Raw genomic sequence first — 24,867 nt, forward strand, 5'->3', positions numbered from 1 at the left:
AGCTGACATGAACGACACCTCCTGCGTCCCGGGCCGGCTTCGTCGCCGGGCCGAGGAACGTGCGCGTCGCAAAGAGGCGCGGCGGGCCCGGCGTGACGGCAGCGCGGCGCGCGAGTCGTTCGTGCGGCCGCTCATGCCACTTGTGCCGCTGATGATCCTGCTGGTCGCGCCCGGGGCGATCGCCCTGCCGGTGGGCGGGCAGGTCGTCAACGGCAGCGTCGCGATCGGCCCGTCGGCCAACAACACGCTGCCGATCACGCAGACCACGGGCCAGGCGATCGTCAACTGGCAATCGTTTTCGATTGGCGGCAACGAGACGGTCAATATCCAGCAACCGAACGCAAGTGCGGTGATGCTTAATCGGGTGATGGGCGTCGGCGGGAGCGACATCGCGGGTCATCTGAACGCAAACGGCAAGGTGTTTCTTGTCAATACGGCGGGCGTGGTGTTTTCGCCGGGGGCATCGGTCAATGTCGGATCGCTGGTGGTGTCCACGCTGAACATTGCTGACGCGGATTTTCTCGCGGGTAACTATCACTTCGTCGGGCAGACGGGCGCGCTGGGGGGCAGTATCGCCAACCAGGGTTCGATTCAGGCGGGGACGGGCGGCATCGTGGCGATGCTGGGCGGACGAGTCGGCAACAGCGGCACGGTCAGCGCGAAACTCGGCACGGTCGCGTTGGGAGCCGGCAGCGATATCACGCTCGATTTCGCTGGCGACGGCCTCACGGTGCTGAAGATCAACAGTCCGGCGGGACGGGCGCTGGTCGAGAACACCGGCACGCTTTCGGCCGACGGCGGGCAGGTGCTGATGTCGGTGCAGAACGCGGGAGATCTCGCGACCACCGTGCTCAACCAGGAAGGGGTGGTGCGGGCGCAGAGTATCGCGGAGCGCAATGGGCGGATCGTGCTGGACGGTGGCTCGACCGGCGTGACGCAGGTGTCGGGCAGCGTGGATGCGACGGGTGGCGCGGGGCTCGCTGGCGGCCAGATCGACGTGACCGGGACAAACGTTGCGCTGCTGAGCGGCGCGCTGCTCGACGCTAGCGGCGCGACGGGCGGCGGCCGGGTGCGCTTCGGTGGCGGCCCGGCAGGCGCGGATGGGGACATTCGCAATGCCCAGGCGATCTGGATGGACCCGTCCGCGCAGATGAGGGCGGATGCGCTCGTGAGCGGGCCGGGCGGACAGCTCGCCGCGTATGGCACGAACACGGCACGGATTTACGGCACGCTCTCGGCGCTGGGCGGCCCGCAGGGCGGCAATGGCGGGACGATCGATACGTCGGGGAATTTCCTCGATGTGACAAACGCGCGGATCAATGCGTCGGCGCCGATGGGGGTGGCGGGGACGTGGAAGGTCGATCCGTTCGACATCCAGATTGTCAACGCCACGGGCCCGATCGATACGTCATCCACTGACATGTTCATTGCGGCGACCGGGCCGACGCAGATCGCGGCCGGCACCATCGACAGCGTGCTCAACCAGGGGGGCAACGTCACGATCTCGACCTTGCAGAGCGTGGCGAGTGGAACCGATGCTGGCAACATAACGCTGAGCGCGCCGATCGAGAAGACGACGGGGAGCGCCCCGGTTACGCTCACGTTGCAGGCGAGCGGATCGATCGTCATGAACTCGACCGCCAATGGGATTCCTTCGATCACGGATCAGCCGATTGGGGCGCAGACGCCCGGTCCGCTGAACATCGTTCTGCAGGCAAGAGGTGATCAAACGCAGCCATCCGCCGGTATCGACCTGACGGGATTCAGCAGCAACCAGCTCCTCGACCTGTGGACCAATGGTGGCAACATCGAAATCGGGACACCGATCAGCGCGGGACAAATCAGTCCCTACGTCGCGCTCACAGGAGTCGAGCTCGATGCGCGTAGGCGCACGCCGGGGCCTGCGACCGGCAATCTCGACGTGCTGCCAATTTCGACCGCCAGCGACACAGCTACGAGCGGCTCCGTGACGATTCAGGGCGTGGCATTGACGAGTCCGAATTCGGATCATTTCGCTATTCGTGACGGAGTCAGTGTTCTCGGCTCCAGGATCAAGACAACGAACGGTGCAATCAGCATCACCGGGTCAGGCCCGGTGGTGAGCGACGCCACAGAGGTGTTAGGCGACGGCGTGCTCGTCGCCAGTACGACGCTCCCCCCAGACCCCACGACCATTAACTCGAGCATCGCCTCGATGACAGGACCGATCACGATCCAGGGCACCTCGGCCACCTCGACCGGGGCCACGGCGCGCCCGACCAATCTGGTGCAGGGCGAGGGCATTGCGATCCTGGATGCGTCGATCACTTCGAGTACGGGCCCGATGAGCCTGCTGGGCACGTCCAGCTCATCGAAGGGCACGTCCACGGTACCTGTGGGGAGCGTCACCGGTGACGCTGTGATCATCGAGCAGGCGACGATCCAGAGCACTTCGGGCGCGATTACGATTCAGGGCTCGGGCGCGACTTCCACGACCCGCGTCCAGACGCTTGATACGAGCGGCGCCCTTATCGACGGGACGACGATAACTTCGGCGGCGGGCCCGATCACCGTCCAAGGCTCCGCTGGGGCAGCGACCGGCGCGGTCGGCCAGTCTTTTTTGGGCGACGGCGTCGACATTGGCGTAGAAAGCCCAGTGTCCATTACCGGCACCCAGGTCAGCATCATGGGCTCCGCACCGTCCGGCAATGCTTTAGGCACAGGGGTGGCGATATTCGGTCCGGTCACCATTGCCGCGACCCAGGGTAGCGCCCAGATCTTTGGCAGCGGCAACGGCTATGAGGGCGTGTCGATTCGTGCGGATTCCCCAGGACAGGTCAGCGTGTCGGCGCACAACGGTATCGTCGACATACGCGGCGTCACGACAGGTGTCGGAGTATCGGGTTCGAGCGCCGATCAGATCCAGTTTTATCCCGGCGTCTTGCTCGACAACGCGCGAATTTCCGCGACCGGTACCCCGAGCGGCGTCTCCATCACGGGCTCGACGCCTTCGACGGCGCCCGGGTTTGAACTGATCGGCACGGCCGTCTCGACGGACCCCGGCGGCACCGTCATCCTGCGGGCGGCGAGCGGCAGCACGAACTCGTCGTCAATTTCGATCGATCCCACCTCGTCGATCAATGCACCGGGCGGCGTGGTGGTCTTCGCACCGGCCTCGGTCGAGACGAACTTCACCGTAACGCCTCAAGACAACGTGCCGATTACGCTATTCGGACCCACCACCACCGCGGGGCTCAATATCGACCCGGCGACCTACGAGACGATCGCTCCGACGCTGAACACGCTCGTGCTCGGCTCTTCGACGCAGACCGGTCACATCACGGTCGAGGGCACCTGTGCCGGCAATGCCGCCACGTGTGCGCAGCCGCAACGCCCGACGGTCCTGAGCAACCTGACGCTCGAGAATCCGGGGGCAGGCAGCCAGGGCGACGCGTTGCCATTCGGTGCCTCGATGCCGGGACACACGTTGACGATCTCGTCGGCCGGCCCTGTGACCGACCCGAACGGCATCGACGCAGCCGGCCTGCTGCTCGCCGGCAATACGAGCTACACGCTGACCGATCCGGGCAACAACGTCGGCAGACTCGCGATAGTCGGTGCGCAGGACGTGACCTTCACGAATCCGGGCAGCTTCGACATCGGCCCCTTGATCGCGCAAACCTACGATTCGGCAACTGGAACCGTGACGACCATCGATGGCACGAACTCGTCACTGAGCGGGAGTCTCCTGGCGAGATCGACGATTGGCGGAATATCGCTCGGCATTCCGGGCACGCCAACGAGCATCAATGCAGGCCGCACGATCGACCTCCTGGCGGAAAACAGCGAGTTCGACAACGCGGGCGGCGGCAAGCTCACCGCGGGCAACGCCTGGCATATCTGGGAAGCAAGCTGGCAGGGCGAGACGCGCGGCGGCCTCGATCCGGGTGGTACGCAGCCGAATTTCTATGGCTGCGTCTTTCCCGGCACCTGTAGCTGGGGCGGCAGCGTCACGCTCGGCAGCAACCATTTCGTTTATGCCGCGCAGCCGACGCTGACGGTCACCATCAGTAACGGTAGCCGCTTCTTTGGCGCCGCGAATCCCCCATTCACGTTTACGGTGACGGGCCTGATCAACGGCGACACGGCGAGCGGGGCCGTCCTGGTCGGTCAGCTCACTACACCGGCCAACGCGACCTCGCCGGTCGGTCAGTATCCGATTACGGGCACGTTCACTTCTCTGGTCGGCTACAAGGTCACGGAAGTGCCCGGCACGCTGACGGTCACACCGCTGCCACTCGACAACGGCCAGGTCTTCGATCGCACCGGCTTGCAGCCGCTCTTTACCGCGCAGGAGCAGAGCTTCGTCTATGAAAGCAATCTGGGCGGCATCCATGTTTGCGTCGGCTCCGACCAACCGATTCTGGCGCTCCAGCAACCCGAAGGCGCCGCCGACAAGCTCGCAGTCGAATGGAAGCGGGTGCGCACGCGGCCGAATCTGAACAGTTGCGTCATCGTCAACGGCCAGCACGGCTGCGACGAATTCTAGCGGCGGAGATGGTCGATGCTCGACGTGGAACCCTTGCTCGCCGAAACCAGGTCGATGCCGCCGTGCGGCGTCGATCTGGAATACGACGCCGAATTCCTCGAACTCGAAGCACTCGCGAGCGACAAGCCGAAGCGGCTGTTCGAGGGGGCGGACGAGGAACCGCCGTGGGGCGACATCATGCAGCGCGCCGCCGCGCTGCTCGACCGGTCGAAAGATCTGCGCATTGCGCTCATCTACACGCGGGCCGCCTCGCGGGTGATCGGACTCGGCGGCTTTCACGCAGGGCTGCGCGTGCTACTCGGCATGCACGAACGCTACTGGGAGAATCTGTATCCGCCACTCGACGCGGAAGATGCCGACCACCCCACCGTCTTGCGTGGGACCGCGCTCGCGGCGCTGGGCGATCCCTTTACACCGTTCGACGATCACTCGACGCTGCTGCACGATCTGCGCGTCGCCGAAGTCTGCCGTGTACCGGGCGAGCGGCTCACGGTACGCGACATTTTGATCGCGACGGGCAAGCTGGACGCACCCGAAGGTGAGTCGAAACTGACGCCTCAGACTGTGCAGAGCGTGCTGGCCAAGGCGGTCAAGGACGAACCGGCGGCGCTCGAGGACGCATTGGCCTTACCCGAAACCGTCGAAAAACTGGCCAACCGGATGAGCGCATGCTTCGGCGCCCAGGACGCACCGAGCATCACCATGATGATGGGTGCGGCGCAGAACATCGCGAGCGCGTGCCGTTCTGTGGCGGCGGAGCACGCCGTGGCGGCGCAACCCGACGCGTTCACGCAGCCCGCCGCGGCCCTTGCCACAGCTAGCGCAGCGGTGGCCCGGGTGGGGCAGCCAGTGGACGCCCAGGGCCCGACCCGGCTTGCGACTCGCGCCGACGCCATCGCGATGCTCGATGCTGTCTGTGCCTTTCTCGAACGCACCGAGCCGACCAATCCGGCGCCCCTGCTGATCCGCCGCGCGCGGACGCTGATGGAGATGGATTTCATCGCGATCATGCAGGATCTTGCGCCGGACAGCCTTGCGCAGATCCAGCAGATTCTCGGCAAGGAGCCCAAATGAGGTGCGCTGAAGAAGGTCCGTGCAGTGTGGTTTTTCAATCGATCGCTGTCCGATCGTCTTAGAAAGAGGTGCGTCTCGAACACGCAGGGAGGGGTTATGGCAACGAGCAGTCAGAAGTTCATCGGCCGCAACCGGGCGCCGCGCGTACAGATCGAATACGACGTCGAGACGTACGGCAGCGAACGCAAGATCCAGCTTCCGTTCGTGATGGCGGTGCTGGCCGATCTATCGGGCAAACCCGCCGACCCGTTGCCGCCGGTCGGCGAGCGAAAATTCCAGGAAATCGACATCGACAATTTCGACAGCCGGATGAAGGCGATGAACCCGCGCGTCGCTTTCCAGGTGCCGAACACGTTGACCGGCGAGGGCAATCTCAGCGTCGACATCACCTTCGAGAACATGGACGATTTTTCGCCCGGCGCCGTCGCCAGAAAGGTCGACGCGCTGAACAAGCTGCTCGAAGCGCGCACGCAGCTCGCCAATCTCGTCACCTATATGGACGGCAAGACGGGAGCGGAAGAGCTGATCGCGCGTGTGCTCGAAGACCCGGCACTGCTCCAGACGCTCGCTAGCACTCCGCAAAAACCGGCAACCGAGGCCGAATGAGCCCCAACTATGCCGGCGGCGTCCCACTAAAGGGAAACGACCATGTCTGACATTCCGAAGTCCACTGAAACGCCGGCTGAGCAGCAGGGCGCGGCACTCGAAAGCAGCGATCTCGCCGCACTCCTGAACAAGGAATTTCGTCCGAAGAGCGATGAGGCGATGAACGCCGTGCAGACGGCGGTGCAGACGCTCGCACAGCAGGCGCTGTCGAAAACCCAGCTCATTTCCGGCGATGCGATCCGCACGATCCAGAGCCTGATTGCGGAAATCGACGCGAAGCTCACGGGACAGGTCAATGAGATCCTGCATCATCCTGATTTCCAGAAACTCGAAGGCTCATGGCGTGGTTTGCACTACCTGATCAACAACACCGAAACGGACGAGATGCTCAAGGTCCGCGTGATGAATATTTCAAAGAAGGATCTGGGCAAGACGCTCAAGCGTTTCAAGGGCGTCGCGTGGGACCAGAGCCCGCTCTTCAAGCGCGTGTACGAAGAGGAATACGGCCAGTTCGGCGGCGAACCGATTGGCGTGATGGTCGGTGACTTTTACTTCAACCAGGGTCCACCGGATGTCGAACTGCTCGGTGAAATGTCCAAGATCGCCGCGGCGGCGCACGCGCCGTTCATTGCCGCTGCCGACCCGAGCCTTCTGCAGATGGACTCATGGCAGGAACTGGCCAATCCGCGCGATCTGACCAAGATCTTCGGCACACCGGAATATGCGAGCTGGCGTTCGCTGCGCGAATCGGAAGACGCGCGCTACCTTGGCCTTGCGATGCCGCGCTTTCTCGCGCGGGTACCCTATGGCGCGCGCACGGCGCCCGTGGATGAATTCGATTTCGAGGAAGAGACCGGTCTGGCCGACCACAGCAAGTACGCGTGGGCCAATTCTGCGTATGCGATGGCGGTCAACATCAACCGCTCGTTCAAACTCTACGGCTGGTGCTCGCGGATTCGCGGGGTGGAGTCGGGCGGTTCGGTCGAAGGGTTGCCGGTGCACACGTTTCCGACCGACGACGGCGGCGTCGACATGAAATGCCCGACCGAGATCGCGATTTCCGACCGTCGCGAGGCCGAGCTTGCGAAGAACGGCTTCATGCCGCTGATTCACCGCAAGAATTCGGATTTCGCGGCCTTTATCGGTGCGCAATCGCTGCAAAAACCCTTCATATACGAAGACCCCGACGCCACGGCGAACGCGGCGCTCGCCGCACGCCTGCCGTATCTGTTCGCCTGCAACCGTTTTGCGCACTACCTGAAGTGCATCGTGCGCGACAAGATCGGGACGTTCAAGGAACGCGACGACATGGAGAACTGGCTGAACCGATGGATCACGCAATACGTCGATGGCGATCCGGCCAACTCGTCCGAGATCACCAAGTCGCAAAAGCCGCTCGCGGCGGCCGAAGTCAAGGTGCAGGAAGTGGAGGGGGCGCCGGGATACTACACGTCGACCTTCTATCTGCGCCCTCACTATCAGCTCGAAGGGCTGACGGTATCGTTGCGGCTCGTGTCGCGATTGCCGTCGGCGAAGGCGGCTGCCTGACGCGCGGCCTCCGTTTGCGTCAGCGACCCGCGGTCCTGCGCCGGCGCGCTAGCGCTTGTGCAGGACCGTCGTCTGTTGCGGTTCGCCGATCCACACCGCCGTTGCGGTGAAGTTGTCCTGTCCTGACCGGGCGTTGTCCCGGACCCGTGCAGCGAGCCGTTCGAGCCATGCCGACGGCGACGCCGCGTGACTGATCGCGTCGATCATCGTCGCTTCGTCCACGTACTCCCAGAAACCGTCCGTGCAAAGAAGGAACGCATCGCCGTCGGCGAGCGGAAAAGGTTCGCCCGACGTCGCGATCGGAAATTCATCGGTGGTACCCAGCGCTGAGAACAGCACGTTGCGGCGCGGGTGATGACGCACGTCCTGGTTCTCCAGCAGATTCGCATCGAGCATGCTTTGCACGAGACTATGGTCCTGCGTCTGGACCAGGGTTGCGCCGTTGCGAAAGCAATAGAGACGGGTATCGCCGCAATGTGCCCAGGCGGCCGATTGCGAGAGTTCATCGATGGCGAGCAGCACCGCCGTCGAACGCATGTGCTCGAGTGTGCCGCCGGCTTCCTGCGCGTCGATGATTGCGTCGTTCGCGCGCAGCAGGATCCGCATCAGGTTCGGTGCACTCAGCGCGATATCCGCGGCGGCCACCCGCTCGAGTTCGGCACGGACCGTGTCGACGACGATGCGCGACGCCGTATCGCCGCCGCCATGCCCGCCTGCGCCATCGGCGACGACGCAGCCGAGCAGGTGAGCCCGCCGCCATTCACCGTAGGCGTCCTCGTTGCGGCTTCGACCACCCACATCGCTCACGCTTGCGGTTTGTAGTTGCACGATGTCCTCCAGCGAGCGCAGTGTTTCTGGATGCGAATCGGGTTCAGGGCGTGCCTTGCTTCAGGCGGTCGATCTGCGCCTCGTATGCCGCCACGAAGGCCTTGCCGAAAAGCGCGTGGAAGTCGTCGGCGGCTTCGCGCGAAAGCTGGTCGTACAGTTCGTTGAACAGATCCCAGCAGCGTGCGCGACGGTTCAACTGCGGCAGCAGCGTGTCGAGCAGCGAGTGCTGCGTGAGGCGCGCTTCGATTTTCGCGGGCTCGAAGCGCTCGAACACGCCGTCGAGTGCGGCGCGCATGCCCGCGACAAAGCCGACCTGATGCGCGCGCAGGTCGGCGTAGGCGTCCGACAAGGCCTCGGTGCCCGGCATGAAGCCTCGGGACGGTGGATTCAGCAGATGGGCTAGCGCGCTTTCAACGTCTGGCGAGAACTTGAGCGGGTTGTTGCCGGTGGCGACGATCAGCGTCGCGTCGGTGCGCATTTCGCGCTTCATCGTCGCACGCGCGCCCAGCAGGTCGAGCGTGCCTTGCGTCGCTTCGCGCAACAGCGCGCCGACCAGTTGCATGACGGGCGGCGTGAGCGCGTCGAGGCGCACACCTGGCGCATCGAGTCCGCGCAGGAAGGCGTCGAGCAGCGCGCGCTCGTCTGCGGGACGTGGCGCGGACGGCGCGACGGTCGCGGGCGGCGCATCAGGCGGCGGACACGGCTCATCCCGCTGTGCTTCCGGCGGCTGCGCTCGCATGCGCGGCAACGGAAACGCGCTGTGCAGTTCGGAGCCCTGATCGGGCTGCGTGGGCGGCGGCGCAACGGGCCGCGCCGGCGAGGTCAGGCTCGCGAACGGATCGCTCGACTGAGCGGTGTTCGGCGCGCTGAGCGGGTCGTCGATCGGCGACTCACCGAAGGGCGGCGAGCGTCGCGGATCGGCACGTTCTCCAGTTGGCAGATCGGCAGCGGGACCTAGGTCGAACAGTTCATCGATCGAGCGGTTCGCAGCGGGATCGTCGAGGCCCAGATCGAAGTCGTCGGGCAAACCGGAGCGCGTCTCGCGGGGCTGGGCGGACGGCTCGCCGCGCGCGCTCGCCGGCCGCAGCAGGTCGTCCAGGCCGCCCGATTCGGGCCCGCCGCGCGGGCCCGGCGACGGCGTGCCGAAGATGTCCGCGAAAGGATCGTTGCCGGGATCCGGCGGCGCGGTGGGCGTGGTGGGTACGGTCGGCGGATCATCGTCCTTGACCGCGCAGCGCAACTGATAGCCGCCGATCTGCACTTCGTCGCCATCCCGGACGATGATTTCCTGACCGGGCTCCAGCGGCATGCCGTTGACGAGCGCCGGATTGCTGCCACGATCGATCAGTCGATAGAGTCCATCGCGCCAGACGATCTGCGCATGCACGCGCGATACCGTGCGCTCCGGGTCTTCGAGCACGAGGTGGTTGGAGTCCGCCCGGCCGATCGTGCCGCCCGACGTATCGAAGGTGGCGCAGGGAGGTTGCGCACGGGGCTGGCCGTTGAAGGTGGTCACGGTGAGCGTCAGCATCGGATGAACTCCCGTCCGGCCCCGTTTCAGTCGAACTGGTAGTGGAAGTCGCCCGCCGTGGTCGACAAACGAATGCGTGCGAGCGTCCGGCCCTCGGTCAGCCTCGTCAGATATTCCGTGGAGATGCGCGGCAGCACCGTGTTGGTGAGCAGCGCGTCGATCACGCGGCCGCCCGATTCGGCTTCGGTGCAGCGCGACACGATAAGCTTGACCGCCTCATCGTCGAACTCGAACGGCACGCCGTGATTGTCCGCGATGCGGCGGCGAATGCGCTCCAGTTGCAGGCGCACGATGTTCGCCATCATGGTGTCGGACAGCGGGTAATAGGGCACGGTGACGACGCGGCCGAGAAGCGCGGCCGGGAACACCTGGAGCAGCGGCTCGCGCAAGGCGGCGGCGAGCGCCGTGGGCTCGGGAGGGCTGGCCGGGTCGCGGCACATGCGCATGATGACTTCCGAGCCGACATTCGACGTGAGCAGGATGATCGTGTTCTTGAAGTCGATATAGCGGCCTTCGCCGTCCTCCATCCAGCCTTTGTCGAAGACCTGAAAGAAGATCTCGTGCACGTCGGGGTGAGCCTTTTCGACCTCATCGAGCAAGACGACGCTATACGGGCGGCGCCGCACGGCCTCGGTCAGCACACCACCTTCTCCGTAACCGACATAGCCCGGCGGCGCTCCCTTGAGGGTCGAGACGGTATGCGCCTCCTGAAACTCGCTCATGTTGATCGTGATGACGTTTTGCTCGCCGCCGTAGAGCGCCTCGGCGAGCGCGAGCGCAGTCTCGGTTTTGCCCACGCCCGATGTGCCGCACAACATGAAGACGCCGATCGGCTTGTCCGGATTGTCGAGGCGTGCACGCGAAGTCTGAATCCGCTTCGCGATCATGTCGAGCGCATGGCGCTGGCCGATCACGCGCCGATCGAGCGCGTCGGCGAGATTCAGGATCGCCGCCATTTCGTTCCTGACCATGCGGCCGACGGGAATGCCGGTCCAGTCGGCGACCACCGAAGCGACGACCGAGGCATCGACGCCTGGCATGATCAGTGGGGCTTCTCCCTGCAAGTCGGCGAGACGGGTTTGCAGCTCGCCGAGTCGGGCAAGGAGTGAGGCGCGGTCGTTGGCGTGCGGGGTAATGGTTTCGGTCGCGTCGGCTTCGATCGTTTCGGCGGCGCGCGCAGTGCTGGTGCTTTCGCTACGCTCGGCGCCCGTGCCGACGGCGCTCGCGGCCGAGTCGACCGGCTCGCCACCCGCGCGCAGCGCGGCGCGCACCGACAGCAAAGCGTCGACCACGGCCTTTTCTTCGTTCCAGCGCGCTTCCAGTCCTGCGAGCGCCTGATGCTCGCGCGCGAGACTGTCGGCGACGTCCGTCGCCCGCGAGCCGGTCTCGATGCCCATGCTCGCTTCGCGCGCGACGATGGCCGCTTCGATGTCGAGCGCGTCGATCCGGCGGCGGCAGTCGTCGAGTTGCGGCGGCGTGGCGTGCTGGCTGACCGCGACGCGTGCGCAAGCGGTATCCAGCAGACTGACGGCCTTATCTGGCAATTGCCGCGCGGGAATGTAGCGGTGCGAGAGCCGTACGGCCGCTTCGATCGCTTCGTCGAGCAATAGCACCCGGTGATGCGATTCCAGAGCGGATGCGACGCCGCGCAGCATGCGCACGGCCTTCGCCTCGTCTGGTTCATGCACTTGCACGACCTGAAAGCGCCGCGTGAGCGCCGGGTCCTTCTCGACGTATTTCTTGTACTCGGCCCAGGTCGTTGCGCCGATCGTGCGCAGGTCGCCGCGTGCGAGCGCTGGCTTGAGCAGATTGGCCGCGTCGCCGGTGCCCGCCGCACCGCCTGCTCCGATCAGCGTGTGAATCTCGTCGATGAACAGGATGATCGGTGAAGCACTGGCCTGCACTTCTTCGACGACCTGCCGCAGCCGCTGTTCGAACTCGCCCTTCATGCTCGCGCCGGCCTGCAACAGGCCGAGATCGAGCGACCACAACGCGACGCCTCGCAGCAAGGGCGGAACGTCGCCGCGCACGAGACGCTGGGCGAAGCCTTCGACCACCGCCGTCTTGCCGACGCCTGCCTCGCCGGTCAGCAGTGGATTGTTTTGCCGACGCCGCATCAGGATATCGACGATCTGGCGGATCTCGTCATCGCGTCCGCTGACCGGGTCGAGCTTGCCGGTGCGCGCACGTTCGGTGAGATCCGTCGCGTACTTACTGAGCGCCTCCTGCTTGCCCAGCGCCGCGGGCGCTGGAGCGTGCGGCGTGCTGGACTGCGGGTCGCCGGCGCTGGTCTGGTCCGGCGCGTTTTCCGCGGAGGACGCGAGGATGCTCGAGAAGTTGTCCGAAAGATCGTCGAGCTTGATGCGCTCGAACTGGCGGGAGATGGCGAGAAGGATGTTGCGCAGCCGGGGTGTCTTGAGGATGCCGACCATCAGGTGGCCGGTGCGAACTTTCGTCGCGCCGAACATCAGCGTGCCGTAGACCCAGCCGCGTTCGATCGCGTCGGTGATGTGCTCGGAGATATCGGAGATCGAGGTTGCGCCGCGCGGTAGACGATCGATCGACGCGGTCATGTCGCGGGCCAGCACGGCAGTATCGATGTGGTAGTGGGCAATCAGCCGTTGCAGGTCGGAGCCGGGCGTCTCCACGATCTGCATCAGCCAGTGTTCCAGCTCAACATACGGATTGCCGCGCAATTTGCACAGCACGGTGGCGCTTTCAACGGACTTGTACCCGAGCGGGTCGAGCTTGCCGAACAAGGCGACACGACTGATTTCCGCCATCGTGAAAGCTCCTTTGAGCAAGGGACGAGCGCTGCCGTGACGCGCCGTCGTCTAATAAGACGGCTTTGCGAGCGGTATTTTTGAAAGCGGGGGTTAATCGCGACTTCAAAGCGGCACGTGCGTATCCGCGTCGAGCGCGAGGTCGGCTGCATCGTGCCGCCGATCGCGCTGCGCGAGCCATGCGCAGTAGCCGAGACGTCCGTAGCGGCCGAGCCTCGATACCGGCACTTCCTCCGCTCGCAGGATCAGTTTTGCGTCCCATGCCAGTTCGCGGTTCAGATGCTGCCGCACGATGGCGACGAGTGGTGCGAGCGCGCCGCCGCCGGGTAGTAGCGCCTCATATTGTGCGAGCGATAGCGGGCCGATAGCGAGACGAAACTTGTGCTGCCGGTCCCAGACCTGTGCGCCGAGCACCGCGCCGCCGCCAAGGCGCGCAATGTTCGAGCGTGCCCGGCTTGGCGCCGCATGCGTGCCGCGCGTCCGTAAGACGGTGCGTTCGGCACGCTCGAGGGTCATCCAGTGTCCGCAAAACGGCTCGACCCGCACCGTCACGCGCAGTACGGCACCGGCGATTGCTTCCAGCGCCTCGAACGGGCGCGTCTGCATGTTGACCAGTCCCGCAAAATGAAGCCTCGCGAAATCTGACGCCGAGTCGCGCCGACGGCTCGCCTCGTCCGCAAAGCCGATCAGGGAGCCGACATAGAACGCGAAGCGGTCGTCAGGACGATCCAGGTTGCTGGCGGGACGCCCCAGCGAAGAGGCGCGGTAGAACAGCAGCAGGAAGCGGTGCAGGAGCATGTCGAGCATGTGCGCGAACGCGGCATCGCCGTGATGCATGATGCGCTCGCGGGCGAAGTCGGTCAGATGCAGCGGCAATGGACCGTTTGGCCCGAGCAGGCCGAAAAAGCGCTGTGACAGTCGTGGCGCGTTGGTTCGACCCCGTTCGTCCGCGCGGGTCAGCGCGGCTAGCGCGGCGGGGGCGAAGGCGAGGGAGACGTCCTGCGCGAGCCGGATGGGTTCTTCGGCGGGGCGTGAAGCTGTGCCAAGGCGCGGCAAATGCGCGGCGAGCGCCTCGATCTGGCGCATCAACTGAAAAAAGTCGTACTGGTGCGGCGCGGCGGCGACTTGCTCGAAAAGCACATCGAGCGCGTGCAGCCGCCCGGCTGTGTCGTCGGCGGCGGCAGGGGAGGAGGGCGGCGCGTCGGCGGCCGCGCTCAAAAGATCGGCCGGATTCCGCATCGCGGGGGCAGGTGCAGGATTTCGCCGCGGGTCGTCGTGCGCAGGACCGTTTGGACGAACGTGTTGATCGAGACATAGCGCGCGAAAAAGCGGTCCAGCACGCAGCCGAGCAGGTAAGCGCTGCCGCCCTGGAACGCCATCTCCTCGACGTCCACTTCGATCTGTAGACCACGCCCGAACGCGATGGGCCCCGGCATCGGCAAGCGCCGTACCACGGGCGTCGCGCGCACCGAGAGAACACCCGCTATCTGCCGATGGCTGGCTTCGTCGTTGCCGCGCACGTGCAGCGTCAACAGCGCGCGCAACGCTGCCGCGCCTGCCTGCGCGTCGCCATCGTAGAGCGACAGGTAGTGCAGCGATAGCTGGTCCACGAGCCGCCAGCCGTGACCGAAATCCAGACCTGGCGCGGCGGGCGGCGAGGGCCGCGTGATACAGCGAACCGACGCTACAGGCGCCGCAATGTCGAGTGCGAAGTCGCTTTGGGTGCCGCCATACGGCATGAACAGCGGCAAGTCGCGGTTCGTGCAAAGGGTGTCGAACGACAGTTGCCGCAGATCGCCACGAAAGGGCGCCTCGCGCGGATCGACGATCGACACGAACACCTCGCTGCCCACGTATTCAGTGCGATAGCCGCTGCGCTTGCGTTCGGCGGGCACGACGCGCGGCTCGCGGCGCGCAGTGAAATAAGCCGCGTCCTCGGGGCGGTCGGCGAGAAAGTCTGCGTAGAACGGATGAAACGCCTGCTCGCGGTCGTCGCCCGCGCTGTAGCCCGACACGGCCGTGACTGTATGCACTTCGTAGTCGAGCGGACGCGTGCGGTCCGGCACCACATGAAACTCCGCGACGCTATCCGACACGAATGCGCGGTCCGCATGTTTCGAAAACAGGTTGATCGCGGGCACGCAGTCGAGCAGGAGATGCTCGCGCGAGACCACGCGTTCGAGCGCCGCGTCGCCGTTCGCGAGCAGGATGGTCAGCTGGATTTCACGCGACGCGAACGAGGGCAGCACGGCGGACAGGCCATCGATGACCGCGAAGCGAAAGCGTTCGGCAAACGCGAAATATTCGTGCAACAGCCGGTATCCCTGGAACGCGTTTGGCGTGACGGGCAGCAGCGCTTCGGCGTCGTCAAAGCCCGCGCTGCCGACAAAGTCACCGGCTAGCGTCTCGACTTGCGAGACGGGCCGCTGCGGAGTCGAGACCACGACCGCGAGTGCGCTGCCGGTGACGAATTCGAAGAGCTTCCACGCGGTATCGTCGCTGCCCGCAAAGTAGAGGCGCAAGCTGTCGAGACTGAGCATGTTGAAGCTCAATCCCTCCGCCACCGATAGGCGCAGGCGCAGCGCGCCCTTCACGCTCCGCGCGAGCGAACGCGTTTCCGGCAGTGTCATGAGCGGCAGATCGGTGACCTGCGCCAGATATCTCGCGTCGGTCAGTTCGAGCGGCCAGAGGGTCAGGTCGGCGCTCGTTCTGAACTGGCACGGCACGGCGTCGCCTGAAGCGTGACTGGCAATCAGCGTCGTGTGGCGCGGCACTGTGAAACCCGTGACGAGATTGGGATTGGCGAGATCGGGTGCGAGCCGCGCGATCAGCATCGACGGTGTCGGACACGCCGATTGTGGCAACACGACCTGGGTCAGATGCTGGGTGAAGCGCGGAAATTCTTCTTCGAGTTTCAGTTGCACGCGGGCAGCCAGAAATGCGCATCCTTCTAGCAGCCGCTCGACATAGGGATCCGCGACCTCGAAGCTGTTCATGCCGAGGCGCGCCGCAATCTTCGGGAACTGCTGCGCGAATTCCGCGCCCATTTCGCGCAGGTGCGTCAGTTCGGTGTTGTAGTGCTTGAGCAGACGGGGGTCCATGGCGGGTGTATGGAGCAATCAGCGGGGCAGTTCGGTCACCGTGATGCCGCCCTCTTCGAGGTCGATCTCGGTTTGCAGCGCGAATTCCAGCGGCGCGGGCTGTGCCCACAGCAGTCCCCGGATCACGAGTGAAATCTGGTTGTGCATGTCGAGCACCGGGCGGTCGAGCACGGGCTCGATTTCGATCGACTCGGGCGCGATGCGTGGCTCGAAGCGCACGATTGCCTCGCGAATCGCCTGTTCGAGCGCGACCGCATCGACCGTCGACGCAAAGCCGCCGGACAGGCTGGGCAAGCCGAAGTTCAGCACGGACGTGTACGCGGCCGGATAGTGTTCGGCCGAAATCTCGTTGGAGAGATTGGTCGTGTTGAACAGCCAGGAGAGGTCCCGCAGAACGCCGGCGCGCAAAGTCCGCCTGGTCAGGAAGCGCGCTTCGTCCACCCCGGCGAGGCTTTGCGGGTTGTCGTCGATCAGCCGGTCGAGCAGCGACGGTTGCAGATGATCAGTGGCTTTCGGTTCGGCCATGAGCGCTCCTCGAATACGCCGCGCCGGGCCCGGTCACGTCACCCGCCGTGCGGCGACGTCGAGCGTGTATTTCACTTCAGCGCCGCGGCTGCCGGTCTTCGTTTGCGGTGCGCAGGTCATGGTCAGCGTGCGGGCCGAGATCTCGAATATTTCGCACGCTCGCATCAGGCGGGGACTCGTGTAGACATGGTAGTTGCGGATATACGCGTCCTCAAGCTTCATCGACAGGAATTCGATCTGCACGCCGTCGTCGGGTCCGCCGGACTTGAAGCACTTGATATGCGCGAGCGCGAGCGACTCGGCCTGCGCGCACAGCTTCGCGATAGCGGGCGAAGCTGCATCGACCACCTTGATCACGGAGAGATCGGTCACGCGCATGTCGTTCGCGTTGAGCGCCTGGCCAGGAGGGCAAGCGTCGTAGCCCTGGGCCCAGCGCCAGCCATGAATCTGCATCGGCGTGTCCCAGTCTCCGCGCGGCGGGGCTTCGCCCTTCAGCGGCGTGTTGCTGCGCTTTGGGATGATCTGGAGAAACATGTCGTCAGACGCGACGAGCGCGAGCGAGTCGAACTGGTGCAGATATTCCAGCGTCAGACGGCTCGCGGCCTGCTTCGGCAAAGCATCGGAGTTCGGCATCGCCAAGGCCCTCGACGTGGGGTGGTCACTTGCGTGGCCGCTCGACCGGTATCGAAGCAAAGACGGTCGAGCGCATACGTTTTTGAATACCTGCCGTTTCAAAAATGCGTCGGACGTTTCGTTTACCTAGCAGCGTCGCCACGGAACCTCAGGTCGTCGGCGTATCACCGGGAGCGAGCCATGCGGACACACGATAGTTTTTTGAAGCTAAAAAACATCAAGGGCCAATCGAAACACAAGAAAGCCGAAGACCAGATCGAACTGGTGGGCTGGCGGTGGGGTGTTCAGAACGCGAGTAGTTCATCGACGGCGGCAGGCCTGTCGGTCGGCAAGGCGGTGCCCGACGAACTGACCTTCGTCCACGACTACGACACGGCGTCAACGGCGCTGATGATGGCGTGCGCAAAAGGAACCCACATTGACGATGGCAAGCTGACGGTCTTCGTAGCCGGCGAGGGGCAACAGGAATACCTCACCGTTACCTTGAAGGGGGTGATGGTGACGTCGGTGAAGCACAGCACGACGGAAGAAGGACTCCTGCAGGAGACCGTGACGCTTGCGTTCCACGACATCGAATTCGAGCACAAGGCGCTGGACGACAAGGGCAAGCCGCAAGCATCGAGCAAGTGTGGCTGGAACGTCAAGAGCACGGAAGTCCGTTGAGCGCGGCACAGGTGCGCCGCCGGAGACACCGATCATGGCCCAGCCTGGGCTCGTCACGATCGACACGCCGCTTGGCGACGATCTGCTGTTCCTGAGCATGCGCGCCACGGCGGAACTGGGGCGCATGTTCAGTTGCGAACTGACGCTGCTGTCGAAGCGCCCGGACATCGATTTCCGGCGCATCCTCGGAAAGCGCGTCACGGTGTCGCTGCATGTGCCGAAGCTCAAGCCGCGGATTTTCCCGGGTTATGTCGTCGCATTCAGGCAGACTGGCATGCGCGGCCGCATGCATGTGTATGAGGCCGCGGTCAGGCCGTGGCTCTGGTTGCTCACGCGGCGCAGTAATTGCCGGATCTTCCAGAACAAGAGCGTCGAGGATATCGTCAAGGCCATTTTCGCGGACCCGGTCTACAAGGGCGTGGACTTCGGCGAGATCAAATGGAAGGCGAACTCGCGCAAGCATCCCGCGCGCGAGTATTGCGTGCAGTATCGCGAGTCCGACTTCAATTTCGTGAGCCGACTACTGGAGGATGAAGGGATCTATTACTGGTATCAGGATCGCGACGGCAAGGAGTCGCTGCTCCTCACCGACACGCTCGCAACCCATGAAAGCGTGCCGGGTTGCGAGTCGCTTCCCTACGGCGCGGTACTCGGCGCAGCGCCGGGCGCCGAATATGTGAGCGAGTGGCAGACCCGTCGCGAGATCGAGACACATCACTGGGTCGTGACCGACTACGACTTCAAGCATCCTTCGCGGCCGCTGCAGAAAAAGGCGGTCAAGAACATGCCAGGCTTCGATGCGTTCGGGGATCTCGAGCACTACGACTATCCCGGTGGATATGTCGATCCCGATCATGGCGAAAGCCGGGCAAGGACGCGCGCCGAGGAGTGGTGGGCCGAGCCCTCATCGCCGGGCGAGGCCGAGGGGATCAACTGGCACCAGGTGGACGCGCGCACCAACAGCATGAGCGTGCGCGTTGGGAGCCTGTTGAAGCTGGAGCGCCATCCGCGCTCCGATCAGAACACCCAGTATCTGGTAACGCGCACGCGTTACGAAATCGACCTGGCCGATTACGAAGCGTTCGAAGGCAGCCAGTCAAATCGATGCGAATGCTGGTTTTCGGCGATCGACGCGAAACAGCCGTTCGCGCCGGCGCGAACCACGCGCAAACCGTTCGTGCAGGGGCCGCAGACCGCGGCCGTGGTCGGACCTGGCGGCGATGAGATATACACCGACAGCTATGGCCGCGTGAAAGTGCAGTTCTTCTGGGACCGCCTCGGCAAGCGCGACGAGAACAGTTCGTGCTGGATACGCGTGTCGCACCTTTGGGCGGGCAAGGGCTGGGGCGCCGTCGCGATCCCACGGATCGGACAGGAAGTGATCGTCGATTTTCTGGAGGGTGATCCCGACCGGCCGATCATTACCGGGCGGGTCTACAACGCTGAGCAGATGCCGCCTTATGAACTGCCCGCGAATATGACGCAATCGGGCATTAAGAGCCGCTCGAGCAAGGGCGGCAGCGGCGCGAACTGCAACGAACTGCGTTTCGAGGACAAGAAGGGCGCCGAGCAGGTGTTGCTCCATGCTGAGAAGAATCAGGACATGGAAGTGGAGCACGACGAGACGCATTGGGTCGGGCACGATCGCAAGAGAACCGTGGATCACGACGAGACCACCCAGGTGAAGCATGACTGCTCGAGGACAGTGGGGAACAACGAAACGACTTCGATTGGCGTCAACCGCACTGAGACGGTTGGGGCCAATGAAAAAATCACGATCATGGCTAACCGCACGAAGACAGTCGAGGCCAGCGAGACTTCAACCGTCGCGTTGCAACGGACCCATACCGTGGGAGTCAACGAAACCATTACCGTGGGCGGCGCGCGACAGGTATCGGTGGGGATATTTCAGGCGTTGACTGTCGGCACGTATCTGGTGGAGACCATTGGGGCACATCACATCATGACGGTAGGGACTAGTCAGACGACGAATGTCGGCGGAGATCAGAAGTTCGTCACCGGCGGGAATCAGTCGACTAGCGTTGCGGGCGATCGGTCGATCGATGTCGCCGGAGGTCAAACCACGACCGTGGCGGCCGACGCGAGCGAAGCCATTAGCGGCGCCCAGACGAGCACGGTCAGCAAAGGACGCACCACTTCGGTGAGTGAGGATGATGGCCTTAAGGTCGGCAAGAACATCACCATGGATGCGGGCGAATCGTTCACGATTACCACCGGCAGCGCCAGCATCAGCATGAAGAAGGATGGGACGATCGTGATCAAGGGCAAGGACATTACCGTCGATGGCAGCGGCAAGATCAACGCCAAGGCGAGCAGCGATATCGTGATGAAAGGATCGAAGATCTTGCAGAATTGACGAGACTACGCTGATGGAGGGTTGCAATGAGTGGTCGAGACCGGATGGAGTATGACGAGTTAGCGCCAGCTAACGAGCGTCGCGAAGACTCTGTACGCAGCACGCGGACACGGCCGACCCGCAAACCCCGCTCGTCCGGCGCGTTTGCCAAGCTGGTGATCGGCGAACTCCTGGCCATCGCCGAAGAGGGACATACGCCGCTGGTTCGTCATGCCGCTCAGGAAGGAACGGCCGCGCTCGCGGCGCAGACGCTCGTTGATCTGCATGAACCGCATATCGGATGCCGGGTCGCGCTGATGTTCGAGGACGCGGATCCTCAGCGGCCGGTGATCATCGGCGTGTTGCACGAAGGTGGGGTTGCGCCGTCCAGTACCGCAGTGGGAAACGTTGAAGTCGATGTAGACGGCGAGCGATTGATCGTGAGCGCACGCGAACAGCTGGTGCTTCGTTGCGGTAGCGCTTCGATCACGCTCACCAAGGCGGGGAAAGTGCTGATCAAGGGTACGTATGTGTCGAGTCGTTCGTCTGGAGCGAATCGCATTACGGGCGGCTCGGTGCAGCTGAACTGAGGTCCGCGGCCAGTCGGTAGGTGTGCTTCGAGGACGCTTCCAGAGGAGCCTCGAGTACTGTTAGCTCAACCGCCAAGGCTGCGAGCCTCGGCCGTTGCGAAGGCGGACCGACGAGATGGGCAAGGCAATCATCGATGACGAACTGTGGGCGTTGATCGAGCCGCTTCTACCGGCGGCCAAACCTAGGCGCTTCCGGTACCCTGGTCGGAAACCCGTGGGGGATCGGGCCGCGCTGACCGGGATTCTGTTCGTGCTGAAGAGCGGCATTCGCTGGAGCGATCTGCCCGCCGAAATGGGTTGTGGATCGGGTATCAGTTGCTGGCGACGCTTGCGCGAATGGCAACGGGCCGGAGTGTGGGGTCCGCTGCACGGGATCCTGCTCGTGAAGTTGCGTGCGGCTGACCGGATCGATTTTTCTCGCGTGGCTGTCGATGCTATTCCTGTTCGCTCGGTGGCGCCGAGAAAGCTGGGGCGGAAGTCGCGGGTTGCTCACGGGCCGGATGGGCCTGGTGAGCCGGCGAGGGCACCGCCTGCGCGCCGCGCGCGGTCGTGCTGATGGCGTGAGGCGCGGCGGGATCGTGTAATGGTTTTCGATTTCTAATCTGGCGGGGAAGGTTGACGATGACAACGCCGATCCTCCCGATCGTGTCGAGGCACGTCGAGGACGCGGCGGACCTATGGAGCACGCGCTCGATGCTGGTGCGAGCGCCTCATGTGAAGATCCGCCATATAGGCCGTTTCGATGAACGGATCGCCGCGCACCTCGACGGCATTGCGGTGGCAGGCGAGGTGGGTTGGAAACTATGCGAGGAAGCCTTGGCGACGGCGAGCGCGGGCGCGATATTCACGGCTACTGTGCGCGCTATCGAGGATGCGAACGAGCCTGCGGTCGAAAAGCTCTTGTCGATCGCTGAGGCGCTTCCTGCTGCCCGGAATGGTTTGATTGCCGCTTTTGGATGGGTCAGCGGCCAGCGACTGGTCGGTCTCGTGAGCCGGATGTTGCGATCCTCCAACCCGTTCCGGCGCATGGTGGGCATGGCTGCTTGCGCGATGCATCGTGTCGATCCAGGCAAGTCTCTCGAAACGGCGATCGTCGACCCTGAGCCGGTCGTTCGTGCGAAGGCATTGCAAGTGGCGGGCGACTTGGGGCGGGACGATCTTCTGCCGTTCTGTGTGAGCTCGCTTGACGATGCCGATGCGCGATGCCGTTTTTGGGCGGCGTGGTCAGGCGTGCTGCTCGGTGACCGTCATGTCGCGCTGGCGAAGCTCGTCGAGTCGAATGAGGAGCCGGTATCGCTTACCCGCAGTCCTCTGCAACTCGCGCTGATGGCTATGGACCTTCGTGCTGCGCAGGCTTTGCTTGCCAGGATTGCGAAGGAACGTGGCCATGGACGTGACCTGATACGGTGCGTCGCGGCAGCCTGTGACCCCAGCTATGTGCCCTGGCTGATCGGCTTGATGTCGGACTTGCGGTTGACGCGCCTCGCGGGCGAGGCGTTCAGCTGGATTACCGGAGCCGACCTTGCTTGGCTCGATCTTGAGCGGAAGCCTTCAGAGAACGTTGAAGTAGGTCCGAGTGATGATCCTCAGGACAATCTTGTTGCGCTTGACGAGGATTCTGGGCTGCCGTGGCCGGACTCTGAGAAAGTGGCGAGATGGTGGCGCGAGAATGCGCAACAGACAGCTCCAGTACGCCGTGGCGATTCGCTGCCGTTGATATCCATCTTGCAGGCGCGACGACCTACGGGACAGCAAGTCCGGGCAAACATGCGTTCTTGCGTGAACGCCGCCTGAATCATGCAATCGACTACACCCGTGGCGACTGGAGAGCGGAACTCATGCGGTTGACCTCTGGCACTGGAGTCGAATTGATCATCGGCTCCAACGACGGTTCATGGGGCCTTGTCGAGCCAGCGCTTCTGTCGCCAAGCCGGCGCCGAGGTCGGAAACAACCCGGTGCCCGGTTGCAACAATGAAAGAAACAACGCCGCCGCCATCCGCCGGCGTTGGTTGCCCTGGAGTAATACCTTTTGGCAATGCCCGATGCTGACATGCTCGCCCGCGAAATAGCGGACACCAAGCTGAAAGCGATGTTTTTCAGCGTGCCACCATGCTTCTATCGCTTTAGGCTTAGGCCATGGGAGGTCGGCATCGAGATCGATACCTGGAACGTCTACGTCGAGGTCGTGGCTCGGGCTGGATTCCATCCCTTGGGGCGGTGCACCGTCCAAGTGATGCGTTATAAGGTCGGACCCGGTGATCAGACTGAATGATTCGCCGGCGAGCCGTGCAACCGCGGGTACTGACATTCGCTCGATGAGCCATGGGATGTATGACGGATCGCCCACGATTCCGATGCTCCGAACGAGTTCCCTGAGGCACGCTGAATCACTGGCAAGTGCACGAAGCATTTTATGGCCTTCGGCCAACGAGGCCGCCCGCAATACGAGTGCCAGCGCTGCATCGCGAAGCGGACCGGAGCATCGGGAAAATTCCTTGAGAAACGCGAAGGCGTGCTGTCGCTCGCCCAGCAACACCGCCGACCATGCGCCCCAGAACTCAGAGTGCTCATCTTTCTTAGCATCGAAGGCGAGGTTTGCTGCGTCTATATCTCCGAATTCACCGGCAAGGCGTGCCAAATCAGAGCTGAGGAGCGACCCCGCCGCTGTCAATTCCTTGATAAGTGGCTCGCCCGGGTGCACTCGGTGAGCTGCGCAGGCGGTGAAGCCAACGAGACGGTGAAACAGAGACGGCGAAGCGAGGAGAAACTTGACGACTCCGTAGAGTACTCTGCCAGATACCCAGCCGAATGCGGCATGGAGTCCGGCCCTCGTTTCCGTAATCGCCTCGGCAACGGCGCAGAGCTTTTTGATTTTGTCGTTGTCCCGCGCCTCGAGAGCGAACACCGTCGCCACGAACATCTCTCCCGAGCTGTCGAGGGCTAGCCCGCTCTCAAATCGCGCCCATGCGCCTGCGCCCCCCGCGAGCAATGCGTCGAGGTACGCCTCCATGCGATCGTCGAGTTCGGTCAGGTCAGCAAGCCCGTAGCGAACCGAAATGGCAGCCATGGTGCGACGATTCCAGAGTTCCGGGATTGCCGCGCTCAGCTGATCGACGACTGCTGGAACGAAGGCCGGATTCATATCCATGTCATCCTCGGTGCTCCCGCCTTTTCTTTACGGCGAGTCACGGCCTAACCACGCGGAGGACCCACCAGGCATGCGCCGCGAAGACCTTCTTCGGAAGAGCACTCGCACATGCCCCATTGAGCCGGCGCATACCCTCGAGAGATTCCGGTCGCCGCTAGGACTAGGGCGAGCGCGCCTGTCGCGGCCCCCACGTCGCCTGCCGAGGCAGTGAAATACCATGATGGAAGGTGGGCTCGCCATGTTCGGTAGAATCGGGCTTGAACGAATAACGCTTCCCATACACGATACCGATCCCCGTTCATGTCGCTGACACGGAAGCCGACGATCGACTCGGGCATCCGCGCCTCTTCCAGGGCACTGGAAAGCGCTGCTTCCAACCCACGTCCTTGTGAGTATTTCGAGCTCAGTACCGAGTGAGGTTCAAAGGAAAGACCGATCCCGTAAATTCGGGCCAAGGGACGCTCGGTCTGTCCAGGAGTGCCCACGAGGACAGCCGCGGCCGCTTCCCCTGGGATCACCCCGTTCGGATTCCCCCGGTCATAAAGACGCTCGGCCCCAGCTAGCCTTTGAACATCGGACCGATTGAGGAGGGAGTCAACGCCGCAAAGAATGCAGACATCTATCCTGCCTTTAGATATCGACCCTGCCGCGAGCCTCACGCCACTGAGCACTCCCGCATGCCCCTCGCGAATGAAACACAAAGGGTGGCCGCGTCGATGGTGCCAGTCCTCTTTCAGTAGCGTGGCAAGGCTACCCTGTATGCCGTCGGCCAAGGCCGGATGCGCTCGATATTCCTCCGGAATGTTGATGATGATTCCCACCCGGTTCGCCTGGTTGCCTGGGACCAGGCATTCGGAAATGGCCCTGCTGGCAAGGTTGGTCAGCCACTCGGCTTCGTTGCACCTAGCGTTCCGCGACGCAGCTACCTTCGCGCCGCGAACTGGCTCTTGGG

Annotated in this window: 16 protein-coding genes and 1 pseudogene; 9 read left to right on the forward strand and 8 right to left on the reverse strand. The window is 63.8% G+C overall.

Annotated features, from left to right (window positions below):
- The first annotated feature begins 7 nt into the window (after positions 1-7).
- From CI15_RS29815 to tssC, 4 genes are all read left to right on the forward strand, one after another.
- A complete protein-coding gene (locus CI15_RS29815; protein WP_062135511.1) occupies positions 8-4,528 on the forward strand; it encodes a beta strand repeat-containing protein in 4,521 nt (1,506 codons plus the stop codon).
- Between the two features lie 15 nt (positions 4,529-4,543).
- Positions 4,544-5,602, forward strand: a complete 1,059-nt coding sequence (gene tssA / locus CI15_RS29820) for a type VI secretion system protein TssA (RefSeq protein ID WP_062135514.1) — start codon at positions 4,544-4,546, stop codon at positions 5,600-5,602.
- A gap of 96 nt (positions 5,603-5,698) precedes the next feature.
- Positions 5,699-6,208, forward strand: coding sequence for a type VI secretion system contractile sheath small subunit (gene tssB, locus CI15_RS29825; protein ID WP_062135517.1), 510 nt, complete (start codon positions 5,699-5,701; stop codon positions 6,206-6,208).
- Between the two features lie 42 nt (positions 6,209-6,250).
- A complete protein-coding gene (gene tssC, locus CI15_RS29830; protein ID WP_062135519.1) occupies positions 6,251-7,756 on the forward strand; it encodes a type VI secretion system contractile sheath large subunit in 1,506 nt (501 codons plus the stop codon).
- Between the two features lie 48 nt (positions 7,757-7,804).
- On the opposite strand, the gene CI15_RS29835 is transcribed toward tssC, so the two are convergent.
- The 7 genes from CI15_RS29835 to CI15_RS29865 all read right to left on the reverse strand — a co-directional run bounded on the left by CI15_RS29835 (position 7,805) and on the right by CI15_RS29865 (position 17,157).
- Positions 7,805-8,584 (reverse strand): PP2C family protein-serine/threonine phosphatase, encoded by a 780-nt coding sequence (locus CI15_RS29835; RefSeq protein WP_062135522.1) that lies wholly within the window; start codon positions 8,582-8,584, stop codon positions 7,805-7,807.
- 43 nt (positions 8,585-8,627) lie between these two features.
- A complete protein-coding gene (gene tagH / locus CI15_RS29840; protein ID WP_062135525.1) occupies positions 8,628-10,115 on the reverse strand; it encodes a type VI secretion system-associated FHA domain protein TagH in 1,488 nt (495 codons plus the stop codon).
- A 26-nt stretch (positions 10,116-10,141) separates the two neighbouring features.
- A complete protein-coding gene (tssH, locus tag CI15_RS29845; RefSeq protein WP_062135528.1) occupies positions 10,142-12,898 on the reverse strand; it encodes a type VI secretion system ATPase TssH in 2,757 nt (918 codons plus the stop codon).
- Between the two features lie 105 nt (positions 12,899-13,003).
- Positions 13,004-14,137, reverse strand: coding sequence for a type VI secretion system baseplate subunit TssG (tssG, locus tag CI15_RS29850; protein WP_082814332.1), 1,134 nt, complete (start codon positions 14,135-14,137; stop codon positions 13,004-13,006).
- Positions 14,113-15,999 carry a type VI secretion system baseplate subunit TssF gene (tssF, locus tag CI15_RS29855; RefSeq protein ID WP_062135532.1) on the reverse strand — a complete coding sequence of 629 codons (1,887 nt, stop codon included), beginning with the start codon at positions 15,997-15,999 and terminating at the stop codon, positions 14,113-14,115. The genes tssG and tssF overlap by 25 nt, the downstream gene beginning before the upstream one ends.
- An 18-nt stretch (positions 16,000-16,017) precedes the next feature.
- The gene (gene tssE / locus CI15_RS29860) at positions 16,018-16,524 is read right to left on the reverse strand and encodes a type VI secretion system baseplate subunit TssE (RefSeq protein ID WP_062135534.1); all 507 of its coding nucleotides are present in this window, start codon (positions 16,522-16,524) and stop codon (positions 16,018-16,020) included.
- 33 nt (positions 16,525-16,557) lie between these two features.
- Complete coding sequence (locus tag CI15_RS29865; RefSeq protein ID WP_062135537.1) at positions 16,558-17,157, reverse strand: type VI secretion system tube protein Hcp; 600 nt, start codon at positions 17,155-17,157, stop codon at positions 16,558-16,560.
- Between the two features lie 180 nt (positions 17,158-17,337).
- On the opposite strand from CI15_RS29865, the gene CI15_RS29870 reads away from it, so the two are divergent.
- The 5 genes and pseudogenes from CI15_RS29870 (at position 17,338) to CI15_RS29885 (ending at position 22,560) form a co-directional block, all read left to right on the forward strand.
- Positions 17,338-17,820, forward strand: coding sequence for an Hcp family type VI secretion system effector (locus CI15_RS29870; RefSeq protein WP_062135541.1), 483 nt, complete (start codon positions 17,338-17,340; stop codon positions 17,818-17,820).
- Positions 17,821-17,854: 34 nt separating this feature from the next.
- Complete coding sequence (locus tag CI15_RS29875; RefSeq protein ID WP_062135544.1) at positions 17,855-20,197, forward strand: type VI secretion system Vgr family protein; 2,343 nt, start codon at positions 17,855-17,857, stop codon at positions 20,195-20,197.
- Positions 20,198-20,241: 44 nt separating this feature from the next.
- Positions 20,242-20,766, forward strand: coding sequence for a DUF6484 domain-containing protein (locus CI15_RS29880; protein WP_241495985.1), 525 nt, complete (start codon positions 20,242-20,244; stop codon positions 20,764-20,766).
- A gap of 115 nt (positions 20,767-20,881) precedes the next feature.
- Positions 20,882-21,307: pseudogene (locus CI15_RS35865) on the forward strand (transposase); the annotation flags it as partial.
- A gap of 80 nt (positions 21,308-21,387) precedes the next feature.
- Positions 21,388-22,560, forward strand: a complete 1,173-nt coding sequence (locus CI15_RS29885; protein ID WP_153041226.1) for a TIGR02270 family protein — start codon at positions 21,388-21,390, stop codon at positions 22,558-22,560.
- A 98-nt stretch (positions 22,561-22,658) separates the two neighbouring features.
- Here the strand turns inward: CI15_RS29885 and CI15_RS29890 are convergent, their stop codons facing one another.
- Entirely contained in the window at positions 22,659-23,915 is a 1,257-nt protein-coding gene (locus CI15_RS29890) for a TIGR02270 family protein (protein ID WP_062135551.1), read from the reverse strand.
- Between the last annotated feature and the right edge of the window lie 952 nt (positions 23,916-24,867).

It is taken from the genome of Paraburkholderia monticola (genome assembly GCF_001580545.1).
GTDB classification, from domain to species: domain Bacteria; phylum Pseudomonadota; class Gammaproteobacteria; order Burkholderiales; family Burkholderiaceae; genus Paraburkholderia; species Paraburkholderia monticola.

Coding starts and splice junctions, on each gene's coding strand:
- tssF (WP_062135532.1), bottom strand. CDS start 15,999: ATGGACCCCCGTCTGCTCAAGCACTACAACACCGAACTGACGCACCTG.
- CI15_RS29880 (WP_241495985.1), top strand. CDS start 20,242: ATGGAGTATGACGAGTTAGCGCCAGCTAACGAGCGTCGCGAAGACTCT.
- tagH (WP_062135525.1), bottom strand. CDS start 10,115: ATGCTGACGCTCACCGTGACCACCTTCAACGGCCAGCCCCGTGCGCAA.
- tssE (WP_062135534.1), bottom strand. CDS start 16,524: ATGGCCGAACCGAAAGCCACTGATCATCTGCAACCGTCGCTGCTCGAC.
- CI15_RS29815 (WP_062135511.1), top strand. CDS start 8: ATGAACGACACCTCCTGCGTCCCGGGCCGGCTTCGTCGCCGGGCCGAG.
- CI15_RS29870 (WP_062135541.1), top strand. CDS start 17,338: ATGCGGACACACGATAGTTTTTTGAAGCTAAAAAACATCAAGGGCCAA.
- CI15_RS29890 (WP_062135551.1), bottom strand. CDS start 23,915: ATGGATATGAATCCGGCCTTCGTTCCAGCAGTCGTCGATCAGCTGAGC.
- CI15_RS29875 (WP_062135544.1), top strand. CDS start 17,855: ATGGCCCAGCCTGGGCTCGTCACGATCGACACGCCGCTTGGCGACGAT.
- tssH (WP_062135528.1), bottom strand. CDS start 12,898: ATGGCGGAAATCAGTCGTGTCGCCTTGTTCGGCAAGCTCGACCCGCTC.
- tssB (WP_062135517.1), top strand. CDS start 5,699: ATGGCAACGAGCAGTCAGAAGTTCATCGGCCGCAACCGGGCGCCGCGC.
- tssC (WP_062135519.1), top strand. CDS start 6,251: ATGTCTGACATTCCGAAGTCCACTGAAACGCCGGCTGAGCAGCAGGGC.
- tssG (WP_082814332.1), bottom strand. CDS start 14,137: ATGCGGAATCCGGCCGATCTTTTGAGCGCGGCCGCCGACGCGCCGCCC.
- CI15_RS29865 (WP_062135537.1), bottom strand. CDS start 17,157: ATGCCGAACTCCGATGCTTTGCCGAAGCAGGCCGCGAGCCGTCTGACG.
- CI15_RS29885 (WP_153041226.1), top strand. CDS start 21,388: ATGACAACGCCGATCCTCCCGATCGTGTCGAGGCACGTCGAGGACGCG.
- tssA (WP_062135514.1), top strand. CDS start 4,544: ATGCTCGACGTGGAACCCTTGCTCGCCGAAACCAGGTCGATGCCGCCG.